Annotated in this window: 22 protein-coding genes; 12 read left to right on the top strand and 10 right to left on the bottom strand. The window is 72.9% G+C overall.

Annotated features, from left to right (window positions below):
* Positions 1-35 precede the first annotated feature (35 nt).
* The 6 genes from H9652_RS09895 to H9652_RS20280 form a co-directional block, all read right to left on the bottom strand.
* On the bottom strand, positions 36-335 hold the full coding sequence (locus H9652_RS09895; RefSeq protein WP_191796086.1) for an SHOCT domain-containing protein: 300 nt from the start codon (positions 333-335) through the stop codon (positions 36-38).
* A gap of 158 nt (positions 336-493) precedes the next feature.
* Positions 494-1165: a response regulator gene (locus H9652_RS09890; protein WP_191796085.1), complete on the bottom strand. Its 672-nt coding sequence runs from the start codon at positions 1163-1165 to the stop codon at positions 494-496.
* Complete coding sequence (locus H9652_RS09885; RefSeq protein ID WP_191796084.1) at positions 1162-2607, bottom strand: sensor histidine kinase; 1446 nt, start codon at positions 2605-2607, stop codon at positions 1162-1164. Before H9652_RS09885 ends, H9652_RS09890 begins: the two co-directional genes overlap by 4 nt.
* Positions 2608-2744: 137 nt before the next feature.
* Positions 2745-3164, bottom strand: a complete 420-nt coding sequence (locus H9652_RS09880; protein WP_191796083.1) for an MmcQ/YjbR family DNA-binding protein — start codon at positions 3162-3164, stop codon at positions 2745-2747.
* A 58-nt stretch (positions 3165-3222) separates the two neighbouring features.
* Positions 3223-4146 carry a quinone oxidoreductase family protein gene (locus H9652_RS09875; protein ID WP_191796082.1) on the bottom strand — a complete coding sequence of 308 codons (924 nt, stop codon included), beginning with the start codon at positions 4144-4146 and terminating at the stop codon, positions 3223-3225.
* A gap of 137 nt (positions 4147-4283) precedes the next feature.
* Complete coding sequence (locus H9652_RS20280) at positions 4284-4682, bottom strand: hypothetical protein (RefSeq protein WP_318244082.1); 399 nt, start codon at positions 4680-4682, stop codon at positions 4284-4286.
* A 113-nt stretch (positions 4683-4795) separates the two neighbouring features.
* Here H9652_RS20280 and H9652_RS09865 point away from each other — a divergent pair, with 113 nt between their 5' ends.
* On the top strand, positions 4796-5224 hold the full coding sequence (locus tag H9652_RS09865) for a TraR/DksA family transcriptional regulator (RefSeq protein WP_191796081.1): 429 nt from the start codon (positions 4796-4798) through the stop codon (positions 5222-5224).
* A gap of 43 nt (positions 5225-5267) precedes the next feature.
* Here the strand turns inward: H9652_RS09865 and H9652_RS09860 are convergent, their stop codons facing one another.
* On the bottom strand, positions 5268-6002 hold the full coding sequence (locus H9652_RS09860) for a glucose 1-dehydrogenase (RefSeq protein ID WP_191796080.1): 735 nt from the start codon (positions 6000-6002) through the stop codon (positions 5268-5270).
* 109 nt (positions 6003-6111) lie between these two features.
* Entirely contained in the window at positions 6112-6747 is a 636-nt protein-coding gene (locus H9652_RS09855; RefSeq protein ID WP_191796079.1) for a TetR/AcrR family transcriptional regulator, read from the bottom strand.
* A 490-nt stretch (positions 6748-7237) separates the two neighbouring features.
* Here H9652_RS09855 and H9652_RS09850 point away from each other — a divergent pair, with 490 nt between their 5' ends.
* Together H9652_RS09850 and H9652_RS09845 are read left to right on the top strand one after the other, a co-directional pair.
* Positions 7238-8638 carry a glutamate decarboxylase gene (locus H9652_RS09850; protein ID WP_191796078.1) on the top strand — a complete coding sequence of 467 codons (1401 nt, stop codon included), beginning with the start codon at positions 7238-7240 and terminating at the stop codon, positions 8636-8638.
* Between the two features lie 10 nt (positions 8639-8648).
* Entirely contained in the window at positions 8649-10307 is a 1659-nt protein-coding gene (locus H9652_RS09845) for an APC family permease (protein WP_191796077.1), read from the top strand.
* Positions 10308-10509: 202 nt separating this feature from the next.
* Here H9652_RS09845 and H9652_RS09840 read toward each other — a convergent pair whose 3' ends face one another.
* Positions 10510-11748 carry an amidohydrolase gene (locus H9652_RS09840; protein WP_191796076.1) on the bottom strand — a complete coding sequence of 413 codons (1239 nt, stop codon included), beginning with the start codon at positions 11746-11748 and terminating at the stop codon, positions 10510-10512.
* A gap of 106 nt (positions 11749-11854) precedes the next feature.
* On the opposite strand from H9652_RS09840, the gene H9652_RS09835 reads away from it, so the two are divergent.
* The 4 genes from H9652_RS09835 (at position 11855) to H9652_RS09820 (ending at position 15279) form a co-directional block, all read left to right on the top strand.
* On the top strand, positions 11855-12496 hold the full coding sequence (locus H9652_RS09835) for a hypothetical protein (RefSeq protein WP_191796075.1): 642 nt from the start codon (positions 11855-11857) through the stop codon (positions 12494-12496).
* A 97-nt stretch (positions 12497-12593) separates the two neighbouring features.
* A complete protein-coding gene (locus H9652_RS09830; protein ID WP_191796074.1) occupies positions 12594-13307 on the top strand; it encodes a copper resistance CopC family protein in 714 nt (237 codons plus the stop codon).
* Positions 13308-13454: 147 nt separating this feature from the next.
* Entirely contained in the window at positions 13455-14033 is a 579-nt protein-coding gene (locus tag H9652_RS09825) for a copper chaperone PCu(A)C (protein ID WP_191796073.1), read from the top strand.
* Entirely contained in the window at positions 14026-15279 is a 1254-nt protein-coding gene (locus tag H9652_RS09820; RefSeq protein WP_191796072.1) for a Dyp-type peroxidase, read from the top strand. Before H9652_RS09825 ends, H9652_RS09820 begins: the two co-directional genes overlap by 8 nt.
* Before the next feature lie 274 nt (positions 15280-15553).
* On the opposite strand, the gene H9652_RS09815 is transcribed toward H9652_RS09820, so the two are convergent.
* A complete protein-coding gene (locus H9652_RS09815; protein ID WP_318244081.1) occupies positions 15554-16618 on the bottom strand; it encodes a LacI family DNA-binding transcriptional regulator in 1065 nt (354 codons plus the stop codon).
* A 314-nt stretch (positions 16619-16932) separates the two neighbouring features.
* Here H9652_RS09815 and H9652_RS09810 point away from each other — a divergent pair, with 314 nt between their 5' ends.
* The 5 genes from H9652_RS09810 to H9652_RS09790 all read left to right on the top strand — a co-directional run bounded on the left by H9652_RS09810 (position 16933) and on the right by H9652_RS09790 (position 26541).
* Positions 16933-18240: an ABC transporter substrate-binding protein gene (locus tag H9652_RS09810; RefSeq protein ID WP_191796071.1), complete on the top strand. Its 1308-nt coding sequence runs from the start codon at positions 16933-16935 to the stop codon at positions 18238-18240.
* Positions 18241-18383: 143 nt separating this feature from the next.
* A complete protein-coding gene (locus H9652_RS09805) occupies positions 18384-19337 on the top strand; it encodes a carbohydrate ABC transporter permease (protein ID WP_191796070.1) in 954 nt (317 codons plus the stop codon).
* Positions 19334-20290, top strand: coding sequence for a carbohydrate ABC transporter permease (locus H9652_RS09800; RefSeq protein WP_318244080.1), 957 nt, complete (start codon positions 19334-19336; stop codon positions 20288-20290). Before H9652_RS09805 ends, H9652_RS09800 begins: the two co-directional genes overlap by 4 nt.
* Positions 20287-22158, top strand: coding sequence for a glycoside hydrolase family 35 protein (locus H9652_RS09795; protein WP_318244079.1), 1872 nt, complete (start codon positions 20287-20289; stop codon positions 22156-22158). Before H9652_RS09800 ends, H9652_RS09795 begins: the two co-directional genes overlap by 4 nt.
* 51 nt (positions 22159-22209) lie before the next feature.
* On the top strand, positions 22210-26541 hold the full coding sequence (locus H9652_RS09790; RefSeq protein WP_191796069.1) for an endo-alpha-N-acetylgalactosaminidase family protein: 4332 nt from the start codon (positions 22210-22212) through the stop codon (positions 26539-26541).
* Positions 26542-26550: the final 9 nt, after the last annotated feature.

Here is a 26550-nt window from a genome sequence, read left to right as displayed (position 1 = left end):
ACAACTACTCCGCACTCAGCGTTTCCCGGGAGAGGTCAGCGGTCCCGGGGCGTGAGGACCTCGAGGCGCTGGCGGTACTCGGTCTCGTCGATCTCACCGCGCGCGTAGCGCTCGCCGAGGATCGAGACGGGGTCGGTGCCGCCGCGCCACGCACCCGGTCCGCCGGGGTGGCCCCACGGTCCGCCGCGTCGCGCGCGGCGTGCGAACAGGAAGACCACCGTGGCGAACAGCGCGAACCACAGCAGCGGGAAGACGAACCACCACGGTCCGGGGCCCCAGCCCGCGCCGCCGTGGGCGAGGACGTCGGTCGTGGCGGTCGTGAGGGTGGTGAGCATGGGGGCCTCCTGGGCGGGCTGGTGACGGGCGGTCGCCGCGTCCGGCCGCGGGTGCGGCCTCGTCCCCAGGCTTCCGCGCCGGGCCGTGCCGCGTCGTCGGCCCGGGGATGTCTACCGACTACCCCGCTGGTACCGCCCGGGCGGCGGGGACGTGCTGCTCAGTGCCCTCGTCCCCAGCCGGGGCGCACGACGCCCGCCTCGTAGGCCGTGACCACGAGCTGGGCCCGGTCGCGTGCCCGCAGCTTGGTCATGACACGCGAGACGTGCGTCTTGACCGTCGACTCCGACAGGTACAGCGCCCGCGCGATCTCCTCGTTGGACAGCCCGCCCGCGACCTCGACGAGCACCTCGTGCTCGCGCGGCGTGAGGTCGGCGAGCCCGGGCACGGGGTCGACGTCGCGCGTCGCGTCGGCCACGCGCGCGAGCAGCCGCCGCGTCACGGTCGGGGAGAGCAGGGCGTCGCCGCCCGCCGCGACGCGCACCGCGCGCACCAGGTCCTCGGGCTCGGTGTCCTTGACGAGGAACCCGCTCGCGCCGCCGCGGATCGCCTCGGTCACGTACTCGTCGAGCTCGAACGTCGTCACCATCACGACGTGCACGCCCGACGCCGCCGGGTCCGCCACGATGAGCCGGGTCGCCTCGAGCCCGTCGAGGCCGGGCATGCGGACGTCCATGAGCACGACGTCGGGCAGCAGGTCGAGCGCGAGCCGCACGGCGTCGTCGCCCGTCGCGGCCTCGCCGACGACCTCGAGGTCCGGCTCGGAGTCGATCAGGGCGCGGAAGCCGCCGCGCACGAGGCTCTGGTCGTCGGCCAGCACGACGCGGATCATGGGCGCTCCTGGTGCGGGGTCGGTGGGGCGTCGGTCGTCGAAGGTGGGCGGGTCGTCGCGTCGTCGGGCGGTCCGTCCGCCGGCGTGGGTGCGTCGGAGGCCTCCTGCCCGACGGCGCCGCGCGCCTCCCACGGGATCCTCGCCTCCACGACGAACCCGCCCTGGGGCAGGGGGCCGGCCGTGAGCGTCCCGCCCGCGTCGGTCACGCGCTCGCGCATGCCCCGCAGGCCGTACCCCTCGGGAACCCTGTCCTGGTCCGTACGCGGCCACGTGGCGTCCGCGGCCCGGCCCGGGACGGGTGCTCCGTCGTCGGACACCGTGACGACCAGGGTGCGGGGCAGGGCAGTGCCGGTGACCCGGACCTCGACGACCGCGCGCGTCGCGCCGGTCGCGTGCCGCTGCACGTTCGTGAGCGACTCCTGGACCACGCGGAAGACGATCCCTGCGAGGTGTGGCGAGGCGTCGTGCGCGCAGTCCTCGACCGTGAGGTCGACCGTGACGCCCGGCACCTGCCCGACCAGCCGGGGGAGCGACCCGAGGTCCCACGAGGGCGAGCGGGGCGCCTCGCCGCCCTCAGCACGGACGATGCCGAGCACCGCGCGGACCTCGTCGAGCGACTCGCGGCTCGTGGCCCGGATCGCCGTGAGGGCCGCGCGCGCCTGCTCGGGGTCGCGGTCCAGCAGGTGCAGCCCGACGCCCGCCTGCACGGTGATCGCGGACAGCGAGTGCGCGAGGACGTCGTGCAGCTCGCGGGCGATGCGCAGGCGTTCGGCCGTCACGGCATTCACCTCGTGCTCGTGGCGGGCCGCGCGCAGGGCCGCCATGCGTGCGACCCGGCCCCGCACGCCGCCCGCCGCGACGAGAGCGACGACCGTCCAGGCCAGCCCCCCGAGCAGAGCGACCGAGGGCGGCCCGCCCCGGAGCGTCGCCGCGGCCGTCGTGATCGCCGCGAGCGCCACGACACCGGACCAGGCGACGGCCCGGCCGTGCGCCGCAGGACCGGCGAGCATCACGCCCGCGAGGACGGCGACCGTCGGGACGAAGACCGGCCCCCAGGGGTAGCCGAGCAGCAGGTAGACCCCCGTCGCCGCGAGGCTCAGCGAGACCGCCAGGAGGTGGCGGCGCGGGATCGTCGCGAGGACCGCGGGCGGGACCAGGAGCAGCGCGAGGGCGAGAGGGTCCAGGGGCCGTGCGTCGGGCTGGCCGTGCGCCGCGCCCAGCGTGCCCACCACCGCGACCAGGGCCGTGACGATCGCGAGGAACAGGCGTGGTCGGCGGTGGTCGAACGGGCCGGAGAGGTCGGACGGGTCGTCGGTCTGGCTGGCGCCGTCACGGTCACCCTCGCCGCCGGACCACGACCAGGGGCCGTGCGGCCGTGCGCGGTGCCACGGCGGACCCCACGGAGCCTCCGGGGTCCCCGCGGACCTCGCGTCGCCGACCATGCGGCCACGCTACGCCGGAGGGCGCACGCCCGCGTCCTGCCGTGGTGCCGGCGGGGACGGTACGGGGGTGCCGGTCACCGGCACCGCCGCAGCTCCCGCAGCCGCCGCGGCCGCCGGGGGCGTCCCGGCTCGTGGGGCTACCGCCCGGCTGGTGACCCCTCGGCGTCGAGCCTGGCCACGAGCCGAGGACCCGCGACCTCGCGGTACGACATGTCGAGCAGCTCCGCGACCTCCTGCCAGTCGACCGGGGCGGCGTCGAGGTCGAGGCCGAGCCAGCCCGCCGGCCCGTAGTACGCGGGTACGTAGAACCGAGGGTCCTGCGACAGGGCCGCGTGCTCCGCGGGGTCGACCTTCACGAGCACCGAGCGCGGGTACTGCCGGACCGGCGCCGAGGGAGTGGCCTTCGTCATGCCGCTGAAGACCGCGAAGATCAACCGAGCGCGGAACGTCACGCGCCCGTGCGACACGCGCTCCTCGGCGCCGGGGAACGCGAGCGCGAGGCGACGCACCTCGACGAGGTGAGCGGCGTCGTCGGGCACTGCGGGGCGGGGCGGCATGACACCCAGCGAACCACGCCCCGCCCACGCCCGTCCCGGGCGCCCCCGGGAGACGCCGTCAGACCTCGAGGACGACCTTGCCGCGCACGTGGCCACCCGCGACCTGCTCGACGGCCCGCGCCGCCTCGGCCAGCGGGAAGCGCGCCGAGATCTCCGACGAGAGCAGCCCGGCCTCCGCGAGGGCGAGGACCTCCGCGAGCGCACCCTTCTGCGACACCTTGGACGTGATGCCCGCGGCGAGCGACTCCTGCGACTCGACCAGGGTCACGGCGCGCGGCTTCCCGTCACGCTCCAGGCCGTCGGCGCCCAGCAGCTCGACCGTCTGGGCGACGGTCTCCGGGGAGCCGACCGTGTCGACGACCGCGGTCACGTCCGCGAGACCGGGTAGCGCGCGGACCGCGTCCACGAGGCCCGTGCCGTACGCGACGGGCGTCGCGCCGAGGCCCTGCACGTAGTCGTGGTTGCGCTCGGACGCCGTGCCGACGACGCGCGCGCCGAGCGCCTTCGCGATCTGCACCGCGGCCGAGCCCACCCCGCCTGACGCGCCGTGGACCAGGACGACGTCCTTGTCCCCGACGCCCGCCTGGATCAGCGCCGAGAACGCGGCGGACGCCGCGACCGGCAGCACCGCGGCCTGCTCGAACGGCACGTTCGCGGGCTTGACCCGCGCCTTCGTCGCCTTGACGACCGACCTCTCGCGCTGCGCGCCCGTGCCGCTCCACACGACCTCGTCGCCCGCCGCGAAGCCCTCGACGCCCTCGCCGACCGACTCGACGACGCCCGCCGCCTCGAACCCGAGCACCTGCGGGAGCTCGTCGCTGCCGCCGAACTCCCCGGCGAGCTTCTTGACGTCCGCCGGGTTGACCCCGACCACGCGGTTCGCGACGACGAGCTCGCCCTCACCGGGGGCCGGCACGGGCTCGTCGCCGACGCGCAGGACGTCGACCCCGCCGTGGCGGTCGTAGAAGATCGCGGTGCTCATGGGTCTACCTCTTCGAGATGCGGGGGCGCTGGGGGGAAACTGTGCGGTTCGCGCGAAGCCGCCTTTCACTCTTCCATCCCGGACCGAGTCCTGTCATGCGCGTTGCCGGACCGTGACCTCGGCCGTGACCTGCGGATTCAGGTGCCGGGCAGGGGGCCGCCGGCGGCGGGTGCAGCCCGTCCGGAAGGCCTGCGGCCGAGGTCCGGGGACGGCGAGGACGACTGCCCGCGGGCCGCCGCGAGGACCACGGCGTCCGCACAACCACGCGCGAAACCGTCGATCCGACGGCGGGCGTCGTGGCCCAGGAGCCACGAGCCGACACGCTCGGCCACGGGTGCGAGCCACCCGGGGCGACACGTGAAGCCGTAGCGCCACACCGCCCTGGTCGCGGCCTGGTGGGGGTGTCCGACGTCACGGCCGGGTGCGGGCGCGAACCGCCAGCCACCCGCCATGCTCGCGAAGAACCACGGCCCCTCGACCATCTTCGCGGTCGCGGGGTCCACGAGGACGATCACGGACGACTCGACGACGGGCACGCGCCGATCGTCGCACGGGGGACCGACAGGCCGCGCGGTGGACGGCCGCCCGGTCGGCCGCCACGAGGACCGTCACGGGAAGCGTGGGCACGGCTCCCGCGTTGGACCTGAGGATGACCGACACCGGCGCCCCCGCCCCCGGGGAGACGAGCAGCGCGCCCGCCGCACCTCGCGAGCGCGGGGCGCGCGACGCCGTCGTGCGGGCGCGGTTGCTCGCCCTTCGCGACGAGGCCCGGGCGCGGCGCGAGGCGCTGCGCGGCGAGGTGGCCGGGATCGTCGAGGCGTCCAGGGACTCGAACGCCGACGACGAGCACGATCCTGACGGCGCGACGATCGCGTTCGAGCGCGCGCAGGTCGGGGCGCTGCAGCGTCTCGCCGAGCAGCAGTCCGCCGAGGCCGAGGCGGCGCTCGCCCGGCTCGACGCCGGGACGTACGGGACGTGCGAGACGTGCGGCGCCCCGGTCGGGGAGGCGCGTCTGGCCGCGCGCCCGACGGCCCGTCAGTGCATCGCCTGCGCGTCGACGGGCCGTGCGGCGAGATAGACCCGCAGGTCTGCCTCGCCGCGACCGGCCGAGCCGTGATGGCCTACTTGTGCGGCACGCCCGCGATGAGGCCGCCGTCGACGATGAACTCCGACCCGGTCGAGTAGCTCGACTCGTCGCTCGCGAGGAACAGCACGAGCTGCGAGACCTCCTCGGGCTCGGCCGCGCGGCCCAGGGGGATGTGGAGGTCGTCCGAGCTGATCTTCTCCGTCATGGGCGTCTTGATGAAGCCCGGGTGGACGGAGTTGACGCGCACGCCCGACGGGCCGAGGTCCAGGGCCACCGACTTCGTGAGGCCGCGCACGCCGAACTTCGACGCGACGTAGCCGTGCAGGCCCGCGCTGCCGCGCATGCCCTCGACCGACGAGATGTTGATGATCGACCCGCGCCCGGCCCTGGCCATGACGGGCGAGACGGCGTGGATCCCCAGGAACGTGCCCGTGAGGTTGATGTCGATGATCGTGCGCCACATGTCGGGCGTGAACTCGGTGATGCCGGCGGCGTTCGCGATGCCCGCGTTGTTCACGAGGACGTCGATGCGGCCGAACTTCTCGAGCGTGAACGCGACGGCCGCAGCCCAGTCCTCCTCCTTGGTGACGTCGAGGTGGACGTAGGCGGCGTTCGCGCCGAGCTCGGCGACGAGCGCCTCGCCCTTGGCGTCGTCGAGGTCCGCGACGACGACCTTCGCGCCCTCGTCGACGAGCGCCTTGGCGTGGGTCACGCCCATGCCTCCGGTTCCTCCGGTGACGATGGCGACCTTGTTGTAGACACGGCCCATGGTGGGGCCTCCTTTCGGTGTGCCCGGGGTCGGGACACCCTCGTGGGGTGCCCGACGGCGGAGCGTGCGGCGTGTGGTGCGGCTCGCCGGGGCGGGTGGTCGCGTCGGGTCAGTTCGGCGCGGTCCACCAGGGGGCGAGCGAGGTGCGGGTGATCCGGGGGAAGAAGTCCGGGTCACGGGGGGACGGGGTCGCGAGCCACGCCTCGAGGGCCCCGACGGAGCCGAGCGCGACGTAGCAGGCGTACGCGCGCGCGGCCTGCTCGACCTCGGTCTGCTCGGCGTCGCACGGCACGGGCATGAGGTGCGGCTGGTCCAGGAGGAACGTGCGCAGCGTCTCGGAGAAGTGCTCCGCGAGCAGGCGGAACAGCGGGGCGCTCAGGCCTCCTTCGAGGGCGCGCTCGTAGATCGAGGTGTGCGCGTCGACGTGGCTGACGATCGCCTGCGTGATGGTGTCGACGAGCTGCCGGGGGTCGGTGCGCGGGCGCGCGTCGGGGCCGGTCGCGGGGTCGGCGGACAGGCCGTGGGCGGCCGCGAGGAAGTCGCTGCGGATCGCGTCGAGCTCTGTGCGCAGGATCGTCGTGAGGAGGTCGGCGGGGTTGCTCGCGTAGTCGTAGAACGTGGCGCGGTTGATCCCGGCGTGGGCGGAGACCTGCGAGACCGTGAGCTCGTCGATGTCCTGCTCGGCGGCGAGCTCGAGGACTGCGGTGCGCAGGGCTGCGGTGGTGCGTTCGGTGCGGGGGTCCATGTCGCCTCCTTCGGGCCTGGTGGCTGGTGCCGGGCGGTGGTGCCGGCGGGTGTGCGGCCGTTCGTCGGGCGACGGAACGTGCTGACACTTTGACGGTACGCCCGTGCCATAAGTTTGGCAACACGTGTCGCCTAGGTGCGACAAGGCCTCCCCGCGACGGGCCGTGCCGTCTCTGCCATGCTCGATGTGAACCGCTCGACGACAGCCTGTGCACTCGGCAGGCCTCGCCCGCCACAGCCTGGCGGAGCCATCTGCGCACCGTGGCGCACCCGGTCAAGCAGCTCGGAGGTCGCTCGATGGCGGCTACGGACAGGGCCCGGCGCGCGCAACCACGCTCGGACCGGAGCAGCGGTCCGACGAGCCGTCGCCCGACGACGGGAACGAACCTGACCGCCTGAGGCGCCGCCGCGCACCTCGCCACGACGCGACCGCTCGACAGCGTGCTGCCCACGTGGGCCGGCCCGAGGGACGTTCGAGAAGAGGAGAGACCATGTCTGGATCCAACCGAGGCGCCGAGTCCGAGGAGCGTGACGTCGTCGCGCTCAACCCGCTCTTCGCCCGTCCGGGAGAAGCGACCGAGCTGCCCCGCAACGTGCTCCCTGCGGGGGAGTCCCTCCCGGAGACCGCGTACCAGATCGTCCACGACGAGGCGATGCTCGACGGCAACGCCCGCCTGAACCTTGCGACGTTCGTCGGGACGTGGATGGACCCGTACGCGCAGCGGCTGTACGAGGAGACGGCCGACAAGAACATGATCGACAAGGACGAGTACCCGGCGACGGCCGCGATCGAGACGCGCTGCTGGAAGATGCTGGGCGCCCTGTGGAACGCCCCGGACCCGGAGAACACGATCGGGACGTCGACCATCGGCTCCTCGGAGGCCGCGATGCTCGGCGGGCTCGCGCTCAAGCGGCGCTGGCAGCACGCGCGCCGCGCGGCCGGGAAGCCCACGGACCGGCCCAACCTGGTCCTGTCGAGCGCGGTGCAGGTGTGCTGGGAGAAGTTCTGCAACTACTGGGACGTCGAGGCGCGCTACGTCCCCATCTCGCTCGAGCACAAGGTGCTCGACGGGTTCGAGCTCGAGAAGTACGTGGACGAGAACACGATCGGCGTCGTGGCGATCCTCGGGGTCACGTACACCGGGATGTACGAGCCCGTCACGGAGATCGCCGCCGCCCTGGACCGCATCCAGGCCTCGACGGGGCTCGACGTCCCCATCCACGTGGACGGGGCCTCGGGGGCCATGATCGCTCCGTTCATCCAGCCCGAGCTCGAGTGGGACTTCCGGGTCCCGCGGGTCGTGTCGATCAACACGTCGGGGCACAAGTACGGGCTCGTCTACCCCGGGCTCGGGTGGGTCGTGTGGCGGGACGTCGCCTCGCTGCCCGAGGACCTGGTCTTCCGCGTCAGCTACCTGGGTGGCGACATGCCCACGTTCGCCCTCAACTTCTCGCGGCCGGGAGCACAGGTGCTGCTCCAGTACTACCTGTTCCTGCGACTCGGGTTCGACGGCTACCGCAAGGTGCAGCAGGCCTCGCAGGACGTCGCACTCTACCTCTCGGGCGAGATCGCGAAGATGCCGCAGTTCGACCTGTGGAACGACGGGAGCGACATCCCCGTCTTCGCGTGGAGCATCGCGCAGGGGCACGGCAGGTACTGGAACCTCTACCACCTGTCCGACCGCCTGCGGCTCAAGGGCTGGCTGGTCCCCGCGTACCCGATGCCCGCGGACCTCGAGACCCTGACGGTCCAGCGCATCGTGGTGCGCAACGGGCTCAGCATGGACCTCGCGCACAGCCTGATCGACGACCTGCGCACCGAGGTCGACTACCTCGAGGCGCTCTCGGGACCCATGCCCGTCGAGGGACAGCACCCGGGCTTCCACCACTGAGGGGGACACCATGGACACGAACCAGCCGGGCGGCAGCGCCCGAGCGACGGAACCGGTCGGCGGCCCCTTCGTCCGGGCCGACGGAACCCACGCACCGACGGCCGAGCACGTCGCGCCCCACCCGTACGGGAAGGACCCGCAGCACACCGGGCCGGCCATCGGCGCCCCCGCAGCGACGCCGACCGCGTTCCTCTCGGTCTTCCAGCTCGCGATGCTCACGGTCGTCACCGTGGCGTCGTTGCGCTCGCTGCCCGCCATGGGCGCCTACGGCCTGGGCTCGATCACCCTGTTCGTCGTCCCGGCGATCCTGTTCCTCGTGCCGACGGCCCTCGTCGCCGCGGAGCTGGCGACCGGCTGGAAGGGCGGTGTGTTCACCTGGGTGCGCGAGGCGTTCGGCAACCGGATGGGCTTCACGGCCATCTGGCTCCAGTGGATCCAGAACGTCGTCTGGTACCCGACGCAGATCGCCTTCATCGCGGCGAGCCTGTCGTTCGTGATCGGGAACCAGGGGCTCGCGAGCAACGGCCTGTACACCGCGGTCGTGATCCTCGTCCTCTACTGGGGCTCGACGCTCATCACGCTCAAGGGCGGCAACCTCTTCGCCAAGGTGGGGTCGTGGAGCGGCATCCTGGGGACGCTGTTCCCCGCCGTGCTGCTGATCGTGCTCGGTGCGGTCTGGCTCGCGACCGGTGAGAAGTCGCAGACCCCCCTGGAGGTGTCCGCCGTCGTCCCGCCGTGGACGGGCATCGCGTCGATCGTCCTCGTGGTGTCCAACGTCCTCGCGTACGCCGGGATGGAGGTCAACGCGGTCCACGCGAACGACATGAAGAACCCGGGGAAGGGGTTCCCCAAGTCGATCGCCGTCGCGACGCTCCTCATCCTCGTGGTCTTCATCCTGCCCACGATCGCGATGGCGGTCGCGGTGCCCAAGAAGGACCTGGGGCTGACCAACGGCATCAACCTCGCGTTCCAGGTGTTCTTCGACAAGTGGGACATGCCGTGGGCGGTCACCGCGATCTCGGCGCTCATCGCGCTGGGAGCGTTCGCGTCCGTCGTCACGTGGATCGCCGGCCCGTCGCGAGGCCTGCTGGCCGCGGCCCGGACGGGCCTCCTGCCCCCGGCCCTCCAGAAGCGCAACGCGGCGGGGGTGCAGGTGGGGATCCTCGGGGTCCAGGGGATCGTGGTGTCGGTCCTGGCGCTGCTGTTCCTCGTCATCCCGAACATCAACACGGCGTTCATCGCGCTCATCGACATGGCCGCCGCGCTCTACCTGGTCATGTACATGATGATGTTCGCCGCGGCGATCAGGCTCCGGCGCTCCCAGCCCGACGTGGTGCGGACCTACCGCACCCCCGCGATGAGGCTCGTCGCTGGGGTCGGTTTCGTCGCGTGCGCCGCGGCCTTCGCGCTCGCGTTCGTCCCGCCCGAGGGGTTCACGGGCGTGCCGCCGGCCGCCTACCCGTTCGTGGTGGCCGCGGTCGTGATCGTCCTCGGGGGACCGCCGCTCATCTTCTACGCCATGCGCAAGCCGACGTGGGACCAGCGGACCGCGGCCGAGCAGGAGACGGCCGAGGGGGTCCTGGTGAACCCGCCGGCCGGGGTCGGCACGCAGGGGAGCGGGGCCGCGGGCCCAGCCCCGGGTGGTCCGCCTCAGGGCGCACCGCGCTGAGGAGCCCGTGCCCGACGGCGGCGCGCGTCGTCGTCGGGCAGGCGGCGGTCTGACGCGGTGTGGCTCGGCGCGGCTCGCGCGGCGCGGCGTGCGCCGAGTGTGCAGTTAGGGTGGTGCCGGCTGGCGGGGGCCGGCCCGCACCGCACACTCGACGTCCGGTCCGGCTGGCCCGGCTGGCCCGGGGTCCGGTCCGGTGGTCGGCTCAGTCCGTGAAGCGCTCCCCGCGCTCCACGACGGTGCCCGCGCCGCGCCCGCCGGCCGCCGCACGGTCCCACGTGTAGACCTCGGTGCCGGTCACGAACACGTTCTCGGCGCGCGAGGTCACGTCGAGCGGGTCGCCCGACCAGATCACGACGTCGCCGTCGAGCCCCGGGCGCAGCGACCCGATGCGGTCGTCGAGCCCCAGGAACGCGGCCGGGTTCGTCGTGAGCGCCTGGATCGCGACGTCGCGGTCCAGACCCTCCTTCACGGCGAGCGACGCCTGGTGGACCAGGAAGTTGATGGGCACCACGGGGTGGTCGGTCGTGATCGCGACGCGCACCCCGGCGCGGGCGAGCGCCCCGAGGTTGGCGATGTCGCGGTTGCGGAGCTCGATCTTGGACCGCGAGGTGATCAGGGGGCCGAAGATGACCGGCACGTCGCGCTCGGCCAGGACGTCGGCGACCGCGGCGCCGTCGGTCCCGTGGTTGATGACGAGCTTGTAGCCGAACTCGTCCGCGAGGCGCAGCGCGGTCGCGATGTCGTCGGCGCGGTGCGTGTGCTGGTCCCAGTAGAGCTCGCCCGCGAGCACGCGCCCCAGGGTCTCCTTGGCGAGGTCGCGGTCGAACGGCTCGCCCTTGGCCTCGGCCGCGTCGCGCTTGGCGACGTAGCTCTGCGCGTCGACGAACGCCTTGCGGATCACGTTGGCGACGCCCAGGCGCGTGGACGGGAGCTTCTTCTGGTCGCCGTAGACGCGCTTGGGGTTCTCGCCCAGCGCCGACTTCACGGACACGGCCTCGCGGATGACCTGCTCGTCGACGGTCCGGCCGCCCCAGGTCTTGATCGCGACGGTCTGCCCGCCGATCGGGTTGCCCGAGCCGGGCTTGATGACGGCCGAGGTCACGCCGCCCACGAGCGCGTCGCGGAAGCCCTCGTCCTCGATGTTGATGGCGTCGAGCGCGCGCAGGGCGGCGCCGTTGGGGTCGGTCATCTCGTTGGTGTCGTTGCCGGCCCAGCCCTCGGCCTCCTCCATGACGCCCATGTGGCCGTGCGACTCGACGAAGCCGGGCAGGACCCAGCGGCCCCCGGCGTCGAGCGTGCGGACGCCGTCGGGCACGACGACGTCCTGGCCGACGGCCGTGATGACGCCGTCCTCGACGAGGACGGTCGCGTTCTCCAGGGGTGCGGAGGCGACGGGGACGACGTAGCCGTTCGTGATGGCGATGCTGTTGCGTGTGGTCATGCGCTCTATCCTCTCCCCGACCGGGCGAGCCTCGTGCTCGGGGACGCGCCGTGGGCACTCCGGAAGCCGGATCCGACGCCGCGTCATGTCCCGCTAGGGTGGTCCCGTGCTCACCCAGGTCGCCGGTCCGTTGCGCGTCGCGCGCGCCGGTCTCGTCGCGACCCTGGTGCTGGCCCTCGCGGCGCTCGCGCACCGCGTCGGCGGTGGCACGCTCCCGCACCCGCTGATCCTGCTCGCCCTGGCCTCGTTCACGATGGCCGGCGCGACGTTCGCGGCCCGCTTCCGCCTCACGTTCGGTCGGCTGGTCGCGATCCTCGGCACGGGCCAGGTCGCGCTGCACTACGGCCTGGGCTTCTCCGCACCCGCGTCGTGCGCACCGGTCGGCGGGGGCCACGCGGGCCATGCGGTGGCGGGCACGCTCGCGACCTGCGCGGCGAGCACCCCCGTGCCCGACGGCGTCGCGCACCTTCCGCACGAGACCCCCGCGGGAGCGTGGATGGTCCTGGCCCACGTGGTCGCGACCCTGGTCGTGGCCCTGGTCGTCGCGCACGGCGAGCGTGCGCTCGGCCTCCTGCTGACGTGGCTCGCACCCCGGCGGGCGCTCGCGGACCTCCTGCCCGCGCTGCCGGTCGGGCACCGGCCCCTCGCTCCGGCCGCAGCGCCGTCCCGCACGGCGACGGTCCACCTGCGGACCCCGACGACGCGCGGACCACCGCTGCTCGCCCGGCCCGTCGCCCTTCCTTCCTGACCCCGTCCGCGCTCGCGCGCGGACCATCGACGAGGCCGGCCGTCCCCCGGGTACCCCCTGCGCGAGCTCGTGCCGCGCCTCATCGAGAGCGTCTTCCATGTCTTTCCAGACCGACCAGTCCCACCACTCCCACCCGTCGACCCTGTCCACGGTCGCCGACCGTCGCGGGCGAGCGGTCGCCCTCGCGCACGCCGCGCCCCGCACCGGCCCGGCCCGCCTCCTGGTCGCGGTCCTCGCGGCCCTCGCGACGCTGGCAGCGACCCTGCTGCTCGGCATCGGCGGCGCCGCCCCGGCCCAGGCGCACGACCGCATCGTCAGCACCGACCCGGCAGACGGCGCGCAGCTCGACGCCGCGCCCGCCGCACTGACCATGACGTTCAGCACCGAGCCGCTCGCGGTCGAGCCGCAGGTCGTCGTGACCGACGCGGCCGGGACCGTGGTGGCGCAGGGCAGCCCCACGATCGAGGGGACGTCCGCGACCTTCCCGTGGCCTGCCGAGCTGACCGGTGACACGTACACGATCGCGTGGCGCGTCGTCTCCTCGGACGGCCACCCCATCGAGGGCACGTTCTCGTTCGCGGTCGCGGCGGCTCCCGAGCCGGCCGCGCCCGTGGCGACCGACGAGCCCGCCGTCGTGACGCCGTCGGCCACCGAGGACACGACCGAGGCGACCACGGCGGCAGCGTCCGACGCGACCGACGACGAGGCGCGCTCGATCGTGCCGCTGCTCGTCGGGCTCGCGGTGCTCGCGGCCGCTGCCGTGGTCGTCGCCGTGCTGATCGTCCGTCGCCGCCAGCAGCAGCAGGACTGACCCCTCCCCACCTCCTTCCCGGCGACGTCGTCGCCCGGGCGTTCCCGCGACCTCGCGGTGCCCCTGGTCCTGCCCTGGACCAGGGGCACCGTGGCGCGGGCTGCCCTCGCGCGCCCCGACGCCGGGTCACGAACCGAAGGACCCACCATGTCTGCACGCACCACCCGCCGCGCGCCCCTGCTCGGCGTGACCGTCACGCTCGCCCTCCTCGCGGTCGCGGGCTGCTCCGGCACCCCGTCCGGCACCCCGTCCGGCACGGCCTCGTCGGGCTCGTCCTCCGGCGCCTCGTCGAGCGCCGCGGCCGACCACCTGACCGCGACCGACCCCTGGATCAAGGCGGCCGAGTCCGGCATGACCGCGGCGTTCGCCGTCCTGCACAACGACGGCGACCAGGACGTCACGGTCGTCGGCGCCACGTCCGACCTGTCTCCCGTCGAGCTTCACGAGATGGCGACCGACGACTCGGGCGCCATGGTCATGCGCCAGAAGGAGGGCGGGCTGACCATCCCTGCGGGCGGCGAGCACGCGCTCGAGCCCGGCGGCGACCACCTCATGCTCATGGAGCTGTCCGCGCCGGTCCAGGCCGGGGCCGAGTACGACGTCACGCTCGAGCTGAGCGACGGCTCCACGCTCGTCGTCACGGCTCCCGCGCGCACGTTCGCGGGCGCCAAGGAGAGCTACGACGACGGTCACGGCGAGGGCCACGACATGAGCCACGATGGCTGACGTCGGCCCGACCGCCCAGGCCAGGGTCTCGCGCCGCGCGTTCCTGGTCGGCGGGGCCGCCGCCGGGGCGGTCGCGGTCGCCGGTGCGGGAGGTGCGTGGGCCGGGAGGGCCACGTCCCCCGGGACGGGAGCGGCGCCGTCGGGCACGGGGGAGACCTCGCTCCACGGCGACCTGCGCGTGCCCTTCCACGGCCCGCGGCAGGCGGGCGTCGAGACGCCTCCCCAGGCGTACCTGACGCTCGTCGCGCTGACCCTCGCGCCCGGTGCGGACCGGGACGCGCTGGTGCGGCTCATGCGGATCTGGACCGACGACGTCGCCCGCCTCACGCAGGGACGTCCCGGTCTGACCGACACCGAGCCCGAGCTCGCCGAGGTGCCCGCGCGCCTCACCGTCACGGTCGGCTACGGGCCCGCGGTCTTCACCGCTGCGGGGCTCGACGACCGGCGTCCGTCGTGGCTCCGGCCCCTGCCACCGTTCGGCGTGGACCGGCTCGAGGACCGCTGGAACGACGGCGACCTGGTGCTCCAGGTCTGCGCCGACGACGAGGTGACGGTCTCGCACGCGGTCCGGATGCTGCTCCGCGAGGCGCGCGACTTCGCGTCCGTGCGGTGGCTGCAGAAGGGCTTCCGGCGGTCGGTCGGGAGCGAGCCTGCGGGGCGGACCATGCGCAACCTCATGGGGCAGGTCGACGGGACGCGGAACGTGGACCCCGTCGCGGACGCCCCGCTCGTGTGGTCGGACGGCACGGACGGGTGGCTCGCGGGCGGCACGTCGATGGTCGTGCGGCGCATCCGCATGGAGCTCGACACGTGGGACGAGGTCGACCGTTCCACGCGCGAGGCCGTCATGGGGCGCCGCCTCGTGGACGGTGCGCCGCTCACGGGCGACACGGAGCACGACGAGCCGGACCTCGACGCGGTCGGGCCGCACGGGCTGACCGTGATCGGGCCGGCTGCGCACGTCCGGCGGGCCCGGACCGACGACCAGGCCGAGCGGTTCCTCCGCCGCGCGTACAGCTACGACGTCGCTCCCGACGTCGCTGCCGACCCGTCCGTGCTCAGCAGCTCGGGCCTGGTGTTCGTGACGTTCCAGGCCGACGTCGACCGGCAGTTCGTACCGGTCCAGCGACGGCTCGACGAGGTGGACCTGCTCAACGAGTGGACGACGCCGATCGGGTCGGCGGTGTTCGCGGTGCCGCCTGGCTGTGCCGAGGGCGAGTTCCTGGGGCAGGCGCTCCTGGGCTGAGGACCGACCGGGGACGGCCCGTACGGGGTGCTGCGGCGCTCCGGGCGGGCCGTCCCGCTGCGGTGGGTGGCACCCGATGTCAGAATGTGACGGGGGTCACGTCGACGGTCTGTATCAAACGAGCGCCACCCTCCTCTGCTCAGGTGAACGCTCGGTCGTCGATGGGGGTCGTGACGGGCGTGAGGGTCGGAGGCGGCCCGTGGCGTGAGCCCTGCAGGGGGGCGCTCACGCGACGGGCCGCCTCCGGCGCGTCCGGGGTCGTGGCATGCCGCGCTCAGCGCGGCGGCGCCGTGCTGAGGCGCACCGCGAGCTCTGGCAGCACGACCTCGGGCTCGTGCACGGTCGTCGGGTCCGCGATGAGCGCGATCACGTGCTCGACCGCGAGGCGGCCGGTCAGGTGGAACGGCTGGCGGACCGTGGTGAGCGGTGGTGAGCAGTACTCCGCGAGCGCGATGTCGTCCATGCCCACGACCGAGACGTCCTCGGGGACGCGCCGCCCCCTCTCGGTGAGTCCCCGGATCAGCCCGAACGCCATCTCGTCGCTCGCGACGAACACCGCGGTGACCTCGGGCAGGCGACCCAGGACCAGGCCGTTGCGGTAGCCGGACTCGGGGCTCCAGTCGCCGTAGAGCACGGGCGGCTCGGTGCGTCCTGCGTCGTGCAGGGCGGCCTGCCACCCGGCGGTACGGCCGTTGGCGTCGTTCCACGAGGCGGGGCCGGCGAGGTGCCACACGGTCTCGTGGCCCAGCTCCAGGAGGTGCTCGGTCGCGACGCGTCCCGCGGCGACCTGGTCGACCGCGACGACCTCGGTCGCCGACGACTGCATGCCGTCCACGACGACGGTCGGGGTGCCGTGGATGAGGTCGCCGAGCGACTCGTCGTCGCGCACGGGGACCGCGATGACGAGCCCGTCGACGCCCTGGTCGAGGAGGCGGTCGACGGCCTGGGCGATCGAGGCGGGGGAGAGCGAGGCGGTGCTCGCGGTGCTCACGAAGTAGCCGCCGTCGCGGGCCGCGCGCTGCATGCCGAGCATCATGGCGCTGCCCGAGTAGAAGTCGGTCTCGTGCGTGATGACGCCGATGGTCTTGCTGCGCCCGGTCACGAGCGCGCGGGCGAGGCTGTTGCGGCGGTACCCGGTCTGCTCGACGGCGGCACGCACCCGGTTGCGGGTGGTCTCGTTGACGTTGGGGTGCCCCGACAGGACGCGGGAGACGGTCTGGGCGGAGACGCCGGCGACGCGGGCGACGTCGGCCATCGCGGGGCCGCGGCCCCGGGCGGGAACGGCCGTGGTCTTCCCCTGCGCCGGCTCCGTCCGTGCGGGCGGTGACGGTCGTTCCACGTGCTCTCCTTCGGGCGGTGAGGGCCCGGCGTGGAGCGTCGGGCACCTCGGTGTGCGGGGCCGCGGGTGTGCACCGCAGCGTAGTGGACGCCAACAGCGGGAGCCTGCCAGGCCCACGTCGTCGTCACCCTTCTGTTATCAGTGTTGACCATAACAGCCAGAACATGCAGCCGAAAGTGACGGGTTTGCGCAAGTCGCGGCACGCCTTGGTGAGTGGGTTGTGATCCATATCAACGTGTGCCAGAGTGTGCTCCACGCAGACCGCGGCGCCGTCGCCGCTCCATCCTCAGCACAGTGTGGTCAGAAGGAGAGTCATGAAGTCATCGATCGTCAAGGCAGTCGGGGTCGCGTCGATCCTCACCCTCGCTGCGGGCGGCCTGACCGCCTGCTCGTCGGACACGACGTCCGGTGGCTCGGCAGGCGGCGACGGCAAGGTCAAGGAGATCGAGGTCTGGACGTGGGCCGCGGGCTACGACGAGTCGGCGAAGATCTTCAACGACACGCACGACGACATCAAGATCAAGTACACGCAGATCGAGCCCGGCAACAAGGGCGGCTACGACAAGATCCGCAACTCGATCACCGCGGGCAACGCCCCGTGCATCGCCCAGGTCGGCTTCGAGACGCTCCCCAGCTTCGTCGCCGAGGGCAACGTCGTGGACGTCACCGAGTCCGCCGGGAAGGACAAGGACCTCTACGCCCCCGCGGGCTGGGCCGGCGTCAACGTGGGCGGCAAGACCTACGGCGCCCCGCAGGACCAGGGCCCCATGGTGCTCTTCTACAACAAGACCGTGTTCGAGGCGAACGGCGTCGCCGTCCCCACCACGTGGGCCGAGTACCAGGCCGCGGGCGAGAAGCTCAAGGCCGCGGGCATCAAGCTGACCGGCACGTACGAGGACTACGACTACTCGGGCTTCGCCTGGCAGGCCGGTGCACCCTGGTACGAGATCAAGGACGGCGCCTGGTCCATCACGCCCGACTCCCCGGCCAACCTCGAGGTCGCCGACTACTGGCAGGGCCTCATCGACGCCGACGTGATCGGCGCGGGCATCTGGAGCGACGACTGGGCCGCAGGCCTCGGCGACGGCTCGATCGCCACGATCGTGGGCGCCGCCTGGTTCGCGGGCATCCTCAAGGACTCCGCCGCGGCCTCGTCCGGCGACTGGGCCGTGGCCGAGCTCCCGCAGTGGAAGGCGGGCGACGCCAGGACCGGCAACGTGGGCGGCAGCCTCTCCGCGGTCCTCAAGGGCTGCGACGACCCCGAGGCGGCCTGGACGGTCGCCAACTGGATCAGCACCGACCCCGCGTCGGTCGACGAGCTCGTCAAGGGCGGCGGCGTCTACCCGGCCTCGGTCGCGGGCCTCGAGTCCGAGCTCCTCGCCACGGGCGACGACTACTTCGGCGGCCAGGTCATCAGCGACGTGTTCAAGACCGCGTCCGGCCAGGTCAACGAGGACTGGGCCTGGGGCCCCGGCGTCTCGACCCTCGTGGGCACGCTCGGTACGGGCATGAAGCAGGCCTACGCCAAGGAGGGCGGCGCGACCGTCGCGACCGCGCTCACCGGCGCCCGCGAGGCCACGGTCTCCGAGCTCAAGCAGCAGGGCATCGCCGTCAACGAGTGACCTGACGGTCCCCGCACCACCCGCGCGGTCCCGCCGCGCACGAGCAGCACAAGGCCCGACGACGCCACGCACCTCCGAGCACCGGTGCACCTGGGCACGTGACGTCGTCGGGCACCACGACGCATCCCCCTGAGGAACCCACCATGACCACGAGCCTGACGTCGGCGGCACCGCCGCCGGTCGAGACGAAGCGAGCGGCGACCACGCCGCCCAAGCGACCGCGCAGCCGGACCAGCCGGTACGCGATCTGGTTCGTCGGTCCGTTCGTGGTGCTGTTCGTCGGGATGTACGTCGCGCCCATCCTGTTCGCGATCTACAAGAGCATGTTCCGCATCCAGCGGGACGCGCTCGGGCTGGGCGGGACGCAGGAGATCTTCGACCCCCTGTTCAACTACGCGTACGCGCTGGGCGACTCGACGTTCATCGAGTCGATCGGCCGCGTGCTCCTGTTCGGCGTCGTGCAGGTGCCCGTCATGCTGGGCCTCGCGCTCGGGATCGCGCTCCTCATCGACTCGGCCTCGGCGCGGGCCAAGGGCTTCTTCCGCCTCTCGAGCTTCGCGCCCTACGCGGTGCCGACCGTGGTCTCGGCGCTCATGTGGTCGTTCCTCTACTCGCCGACGAACAACCCGTTCAACCAGCTCCTCGGACTGTTCGGGCTCGACATCAACTTCCTCAGCCAGGACTTCGCCCTGTGGGCCGTCGCGAACGTCGTGACGTGGGGCTGGACCGGCTACAACATGATCATCATCTACGCCGCGCTCCAGGGGGTCCCGGGCGAGGTGCTCGAGGCCGCCAAGCTCGACGGCGCCTCGCCGTGGCGCACCGCGTGGAGCATCAAGATCCCGCTCGTGCGGCCAGCGATCCTCCTCACCACGATCTTCTCGATCATCGGCTCCGCGCAGCTCTACAACGAGCCGTTCGTGCTCAAGCAGAGCACCGGGGCGATCGACGCGAGCTACACGCCGATCATGGCCGCGCAGGCCTCGCTCCAGTCGGCCAACTACCCGTACGCCGCGGCCCAGTCGGTGCTGCTCGCGGTCGGCGTGGCCGTGCTGTCCGTCCTCTTCTTCCGTCTGACGTCCAGGAGGTCCTCGTGACCACGAGCACCGCACCCGTCCGGGCCGAGAAGACCGCGGGCAACCGCCAGCGCCGCAAGCGCACCGACGCGAAGGGGAGCCAGGGGAGCACGGGCGGCCTGCGCGGCGACTCGATCGAGACCACGGCCACGAGCCGCATCGCGGTCACCGCGGTCCTCGCGCTCACGGCCGTGTACTTCCTGTTCCCCCTGTGGTGGCTGTTCGTCGCGGCCACCAAGGACGCCGGGTACACGTTCGCCGGCAGCCCCCTGTGGTTCTCGAACTTCGACCTGTTCGGCAACATCGGCGACCTGTTCGCCTACAAGGACGGCATCTTCGCCGTCTGGATGGCGAACTCGGCGCTCTACTCGATCGTCGGCGCGGGCCTCGGGACGCTGATCGCGGTCTCGACGGGCTACGCCCTGGCGAAGTACGAGTTCCGCGGCAAGGGCGTGCTGTTCGGCGTGGTCCTCGGTGCGGTCCTCATCCCCAAGGTCCTGTTCACGCTGCCGCTGTTCCTCATGTTCTCCGCGACCGGCATCGTCAACACGTACCTCGCGGTGCTCCTGCCCAGCATCGTGAGCCCGTTCGGCGTCTACCTGGGACGCATCTTCGCCGCGAGCTCGGTGCCCGACGAGGTCATCGAGGCCGCCCGCCTCGACGGCGCGAGCGAGGGCCGCATCTTCTTCGGGGTCAGCCTCAAGATGATGGCCCCCGCGCTCGTCACGATCTTCCTCTTCCAGTTCGTCGAGATCTGGAACAACTTCCTGCTCCCCTCGCAGGTCCTCATCTCCGAGAACCTGCGGCCCGTCACGGTCGGGCTGGTGAGCTGGAACGCCCTGGTCCAGGCCGGCCAGATCGAGCGGCACATGGTCATCATCGGCGCGTTCGTGGCGGTCGTCCCGCTCATCGTCGCGTTCCTCTCCCTCCAGCGCTTCTGGCGCTCCGGACTCGCAGCGGGGGCCATCAAGTGAACCAGCAGCACCCAGCCGGCCAGGCCTCGAGCCCGGTCGGCGGACCGACCCTGCGCGCCGACGGCGCGAACCTCCTGCGGGACGGGGCTCCGCACCGCATGCTCTCGGGCTCGATCCACTACTTCCGCGTGCACCCCGACCAGTGGGAGGACCGCCTCCTGCGCCTGCGCGCCATGGGCCTCAACACTGTCGACACGTACGTCCCGTGGAACTGGCACGAGGCCGAGCGCGGCACGTTCGACTTCACCGGGTGGCGCGACGTCGAGCGGTTCGTGCGCCTCGCGGGCGACCTGGGGCTCGACGTCGTGGTGCGCCCCGGCCCGTACATCTGCGCCGAGTGGGACAACGGCGGCCTGCCGGCCTGGCTCACGGCGCTGCCCGGCGTGCGGCTGCGGTGCAGCGACGAGACGTACCTCGCGGCGGTCGCGGCCTGGTTCGACGAGCTGGTGCCGCGCCTCGCGGCGCTCCAGGCGAACCGGGGCGGACCCGTCGTGGCCGTCCAGGTCGAGAACGAGTACGGCAGCTACGGCGACGACCACGCCTACATGGCCTGGGTCCACGACGCGCTCGTGGCCCGCGGGATCGACGAGCTCCTCTTCACGGCCGACGGCCCCACCGACCTCATGCTCGACGGCGGCACGCTCCCGGGCGTCCTGGCCGCGGCCACGTTCGGCAGCCGTCCAGGGCAGGCGCTCGACAAGCTCACGGCCCGCCGCGGCGAGCAGCCGTTCGTGTGCGCCGAGTTCTGGAACGGCTGGTTCGACCACTGGGGCGACCCGCACCACGTGCGCGGCGCCGACAGTGCGGCGTCCGACGTGCGCGACCTCCTCGACCTCGGCGGGTCCGTGAGCCTGTACATGGCGCACGGCGGCACGAACTTCGGGCTGACCGCGGGGGCCAACCACGACGGGACGCGCCTCCAGCCGACCGTCACGAGCTACGACTCCGACGCCGCGGTGGCCGAGGACGGCACCGTGACGTCCAAGTTCTTCGCGCTGCGCAAGGTGCTCACCGAGTACCGGGGCGACGTCGGGGACACCCAGGACGACCGGTGGATCCAGCCCCCGGTCCGGCTCCCGGCGCGCGCCCTGCCTCCGGTGAGCACCCGCCCGCTCCTGCCCGCCCTGCGGGCGCTCGGTGCCGCGACCGCCGCTTCGTCGCCGCTGACGTTCGAGCAGCTCGGGCAGAACGCCGGGCTCGTGCTCCACACGGCCACGCCGACGCTCCCGCCCGGCAGCAGCACGCTCTCGATCCTCGGGCTGCACGACCGGGCGACGGTCTACGTCGACGGCCACGAGGTCGGCGTCCTGGAGCGCGAGACCTCGCACCGGGGGCTCACGGTCGTCGGTCGCGGGGTGCCCGTGCGGCTCGACATCCTCGTCGAGAACCTCGGCCGCATCAACTACGGGCCCCGGCTCGGCGAGCACAAGGGCATCCTCGGCGACGTCCTGGTCGAGCGGCGCATCGTGCACGGCTGGACCTCGCGGTCCCTGCCGCTCGACCTGCTGCCCGTGGACGGGCTGTGGGGGAGCGGGGCCGCAGGCGGGCCCGACGCCGACGACTCCGACAGAGCCGACGCCGTCGGGCCGCAGGGCGTGATCGCCCGGACGACGCTCGACGTCGAGGACCCTGCCGACGCCTTCCTCGCCCTGCCGGGCTGGACCAAGGGGTTCGTCTGGGTCAACGACGTGCTGCTCGGCCGCTACTGGGAGCGCGGCCCGCAGCACACCCTCTACGTCCCCGCGCCGCTGCTGCGCGCGGGGAGCAACACCGTCACGGTCCTCGAGCTGCACGAGGTCGGTTCCGACCTCGAGCTGAAGGACGAGGCCGTCCTCGGCGAGCCCGAGGAGTACGTCGAAGAGCTGTGACGCCCGTCGGTCGGGGGACGGCCGATGAACTGCTATCGAAGGAGACAGCACATGGTTCGACATTCCCCTGGCCCCCGGGCCGGTTCCCTCCCGGGCGGCGGCTCGCGCCGCGCCCGCCGGCTCGTGGCGCTCGCCACCGCGGTCGTGGTGCCGTTCGCGGCGCTGCCGGTCGCCGCCCTCCCCGCGGCGGCGACCAGCAGCACGGCCCAGCTCTCGGCCCTGGGCCTGACGGCCGAGCAGGTCGCCGCGGCGAGCGTCGAGGGCGCGGCGACGCTGCGCTCTCCTCAGCTCGACGTCCAGGTCGCCGCCGACTTCCCGCGTGTCCTCAGCTACACCGACCGCGCATCGGGAGCCTCGCTCGCGGGCAGCACCGCGACCGTGGCGAAGGTGCGCCTCAACGGCACCGACCGCACCGTCGCGGTCGAGGCCGGCGAGCCCGGTGAGACGAGCCGCGACTACCGCCTGACGTTCCCCGACCTCGCGGGCGTCAGCATCGACACGCGCCTCGAGGTCGACGGCAGCGCCGTGACGTTCCGCGTCACGGGCGTGACCGACACCGAGGCCTTCCGCGTCGGGACCATCGAGGTCCCCGGCCACGACCTGCTCTCCGTCTCGTCGGCCGACCCCTCGGCCGTCGTCGCCTCGGCCGTGATCAGCCCGGACCGCGGCAAGGTCGGCGACACGTTCACGACCGTCACGGGGCAGACCCCCGTCAACGCGAACCCGGTCGGGTCCGCGTACGCGATCGTGAGCACGAGCGCGCTGTCGGCGACGATCGTGACCAACAGCGTCTACGACGAGGCGGGCGGCAAGGCCGCCGCGGACGGCAACCGCCTGCAGCGCCAGGCGCGCGCGGCCGACGGCGGCGTGCGCGTGGGCGTCTGGAGCGGCGCCTGGACCTACCGGGCCCAGGGCTCGCCCGTCACCGAGGAGCTGCCGTACGCGACCGTCGTCGTGACGGCCGACGCCAACGCCGACGACAAGGTCGACTGGCAGGACGGCGCGATCGCGTTCCGCGCGACCGCGCCCAAGGCGCTCGGCGCCGACCAGGTCGCCGACCGCGTCGTGACCCACATCCCGTTCAACTTCGCCTCGCAGGCCACGCACCCGTTCCTGCGCACGCTCGACGACGTCAAGCGCATCTCGCTCGCGACCGACGGCCTGGGCCAGATGGCGCTGCTCAAGGGCTACGGCTCCGAGGGTCACGACTCCGCGCACCCCGACTACGGCGGCAACTACAACGAGCGCGCAGGCGGCCTCGAGGACATGAACACGCTCCTCGAGCAGGGCGGCGACTGGAACGCGGACTTCGGCGTCCACATCAACGCGACCGAGGCCTACGCCGAGGCGAACGCCTTCTCCGACGAGCTCGTCGACCCGTCGGCCAAGGGCTGGAACTGGCTCGGCCAGTCGTACTACATCGACCAGCGCCGCGACGTGAACAGCGGGGACCTGGCCGCGCGCATCGGCCAGCTCGCCGACGAGACCCGGGGCAACCTGGACCTGCTCTACGTCGACGTCTACTACAACTTCGGCTGGCAGGCCCGCGCCCTCGCGGACGCGGCCCGCGCCAACGACCTCCAGATCGCGACCGAGTGGTCCGACAAGTTCGAGGCGAGCTCGCTGTGGAGCCACTGGTCCGCGGACGAGAACTACGGAGGCGCCGCGAACAAGGGCCTGAACTCCCAGATCGTGCGCTTCATCGACAACGCCGAGAAGGACACCTGGAACCCGCACCCGCTGCTCGGCAACGCGCGGCTCGTCGAGTTCGAGGGCTGGACCGGGCAGACCGACTGGAACGCGTTCTACAAGAACATCTGGACGACCAACGTCCCGACCAAGTTCCTCCAGCACGAGGAGATCGTGCGCTGGGGCACCGACCGGATCGACTTCACGGGTGACGTCTCGGCGCGCGGGACGACCTCAGCCGACCGGCAGATCCTCGTCGGGGACGCAGTGGTCGCCACGGGCGGCACCTACCTCCTGCCGTGGAACGCGTCCGACGCCCCCGGGATCGAGGGGGAGGTCGCCGAGGGTGGCAAGCTCTACCACTACAACCCGGCCGGCGGCTCGACCACGTGGACCCTCACGGACGAGCTCTCCGGCGCCACGAGCCTGACGATGTACAAGCTCACGACGACGGGCCGCGAGAAGGTCGCGGACGTCCCGGTCACGGGCGGCAAGGTCACGGTCGAGGCGACCGCGGGCCAGCCGTACGTCCTGTACCCGCAGGGCGTCACGACGCCCTCGGCCGACGACGTCGCGTGGGGCAGCGCGAGCGGCATCGTCGACCCCGGCTTCAACGCCGCGACGCTCGACGCGTACGAGACGACCGGCACCACGGGCATCGAGACACTGTCCAACGGGCAGCGCGTCGCGACGCTCGGTGCGGGCGCGTCGTCGCTGAGCCAGCAGCTCGGCGAGCTCTCGACGGGCACCTACGCCGTGAGCGCTTGGGTCGAGGTCCAGCCCGGGACGTCCCGCACGACGACCCTGTCCGTCTCGGGCGAGGGCGTCGCGCAGACCGCGAGCACCGTCGTCGAGCGCTCGACCGCGAAGAACCTCGTCGCGGCCGACGAGAAGAACAACCGCTACTACCAGCGCGTCCAGGTGCTCGTCGACGTCGCGGGCCCGGCCCGCCCGACGCTGACGGTCTCCGCCTCGGCGGGCGACGCCGTCGTGCGGGTGGACGACCTGCGGGTCGTGAGCGCCACGCGCTCGGTGGCCCCGGCCGTCGAGGGCGAAGCGGTCGTCGCGTTCGACGACTTCGAGAACGTGACCCAGGGCTGGGGACCGTTCGTCAAGGGCGACGCGGGCGGCGTGACCGACCCGCGCACGCACATCGCCAAGCGCAACGCCCCGTACACGCAGGCCGGCTGGAACGGGAAGCTCGTCGACGACGCGCTGTCCGGCGACTGGTCGCTCAAGGCGCACGAGGAGAACAAGGGTCTCGTCTACCGCACCGTGCCCAGCACGGTGAGGCTCGAGGCCGGCCGCCAGTACCGCGTGAGCTTCGACTACCAGTCGGGCAACGGCGGCGAGTACCAGTGGGTCACGGGCTACGACTCGGTCGCAAGCGGCGCCCCGGCGTCGGTCGAGACGCACGCGACCCCGCTGGGTCAGCAGCGCACGACCGCGACGTTCTCCGAGGACGTCGTCGCGAGCGGCTGCGGTGACACCTGGGTGGGGCTGCGCAAGCTCACCGCGGGCGGCAACCAGTCCGACCTGATCCTCGACGACTTCCGCGTCGTGGACCTGGGCCCGGCCGAGGCCACACCGGCCTGCGCGTCGCTCACCGTCTCCCCGGGACCGGTCGCGTTCGAGCCCGACGTCGCGAGCACCGTCACGACGCGCCTCACGGTCCACGAGCCCGTGGCCGTCGCGGACGTCGCCGTGACGCTCGACGTGCCCGAGGGCTGGGAGGTCGAGGCGACCAACGCCTCGACCGCGGCCACGCTCCCCGCGGGCGGCGTGCTGACCACGACGTGGCAGGTCACCCCGCACGGCAAGATCACGGCCGACGCCTACACGCTCACGTCGGGCGGCTCGTACACGACCACGGCAGCGCCCGTCGGGAAGCGGTCGGTCGAGGCCGGCCAGTCGGTGTGGGTCGTCGTCCCGCCGAACGGCGGCGAGAACTGGGTCAGCGACCTGCCCTTCGTCTCGACGACCAACGGGTGGGGACCGGTCGAGCGTGACCTGTCCAACGGCGAGCAGGGCGAGAAGGACGGCAAGCCGCTCACGCTGCGCGGCGTCGTCCACGAGAAGGGCCTGGGTACGCACGCGAAGTCGACCGTCCGGGTCTTCCTCGCCGGGCAGTGCGAGGCCTTCACGGCGACCGTGGGCGTCGACGACGTCCAGGCGACCAAGGGCACCGTGCAGTTCACGGTCCTCGGCGACGGCACGCAGCTCGCCCAGACCGAGGTGCTCAAGGGCGGCGGCAAGACCGTCGACCTGAACGTGCCCGTCACGGGGGTCCGCTACCTCGACCTGGTCGTCGGGGACGGCGGCGACGGCAACGGCAACGACCACGCCGACTGGGGCTCCGCCAAGGTGTCCTGCGCCGACCCGGTCGAGCCCGAGCCCGAGCCCGAGCTCGAGGTCACCACGACGGCCACCTCGCAGTGCACGGGCGCGCGCGCCCAGGTCACGGCGCGCGCGGTCAACGAGGAGGACTTCCCGGTCGACGTGGTGGTCACGACGCCGTACGGCACCAAGACCTTCAACAACGTCCAGCCCGGCAAGAGCGCGAGCCAGAAGTTCAACTCCCGCAGCGAGGCGATCGAGGCGGGGACGGTGACGTTCACGGCGACCGCCACGGTCGACGGCAAGGAGGTCACGACCACGACCGAGAGGTCGTTCGAGGCCGCGAGCTGCCGCTAGCCGCTCGGG

The sequence above is a fragment of the Oerskovia rustica genome (assembly GCF_014836555.1).
Classification (GTDB): Bacteria; Actinomycetota; Actinomycetes; order Actinomycetales; family Cellulomonadaceae; genus Oerskovia; species Oerskovia rustica.
The sequence above is the reverse complement of the archived record's forward strand: the minus strand, read 5'-3'. Positions and strand labels throughout refer to the sequence as shown.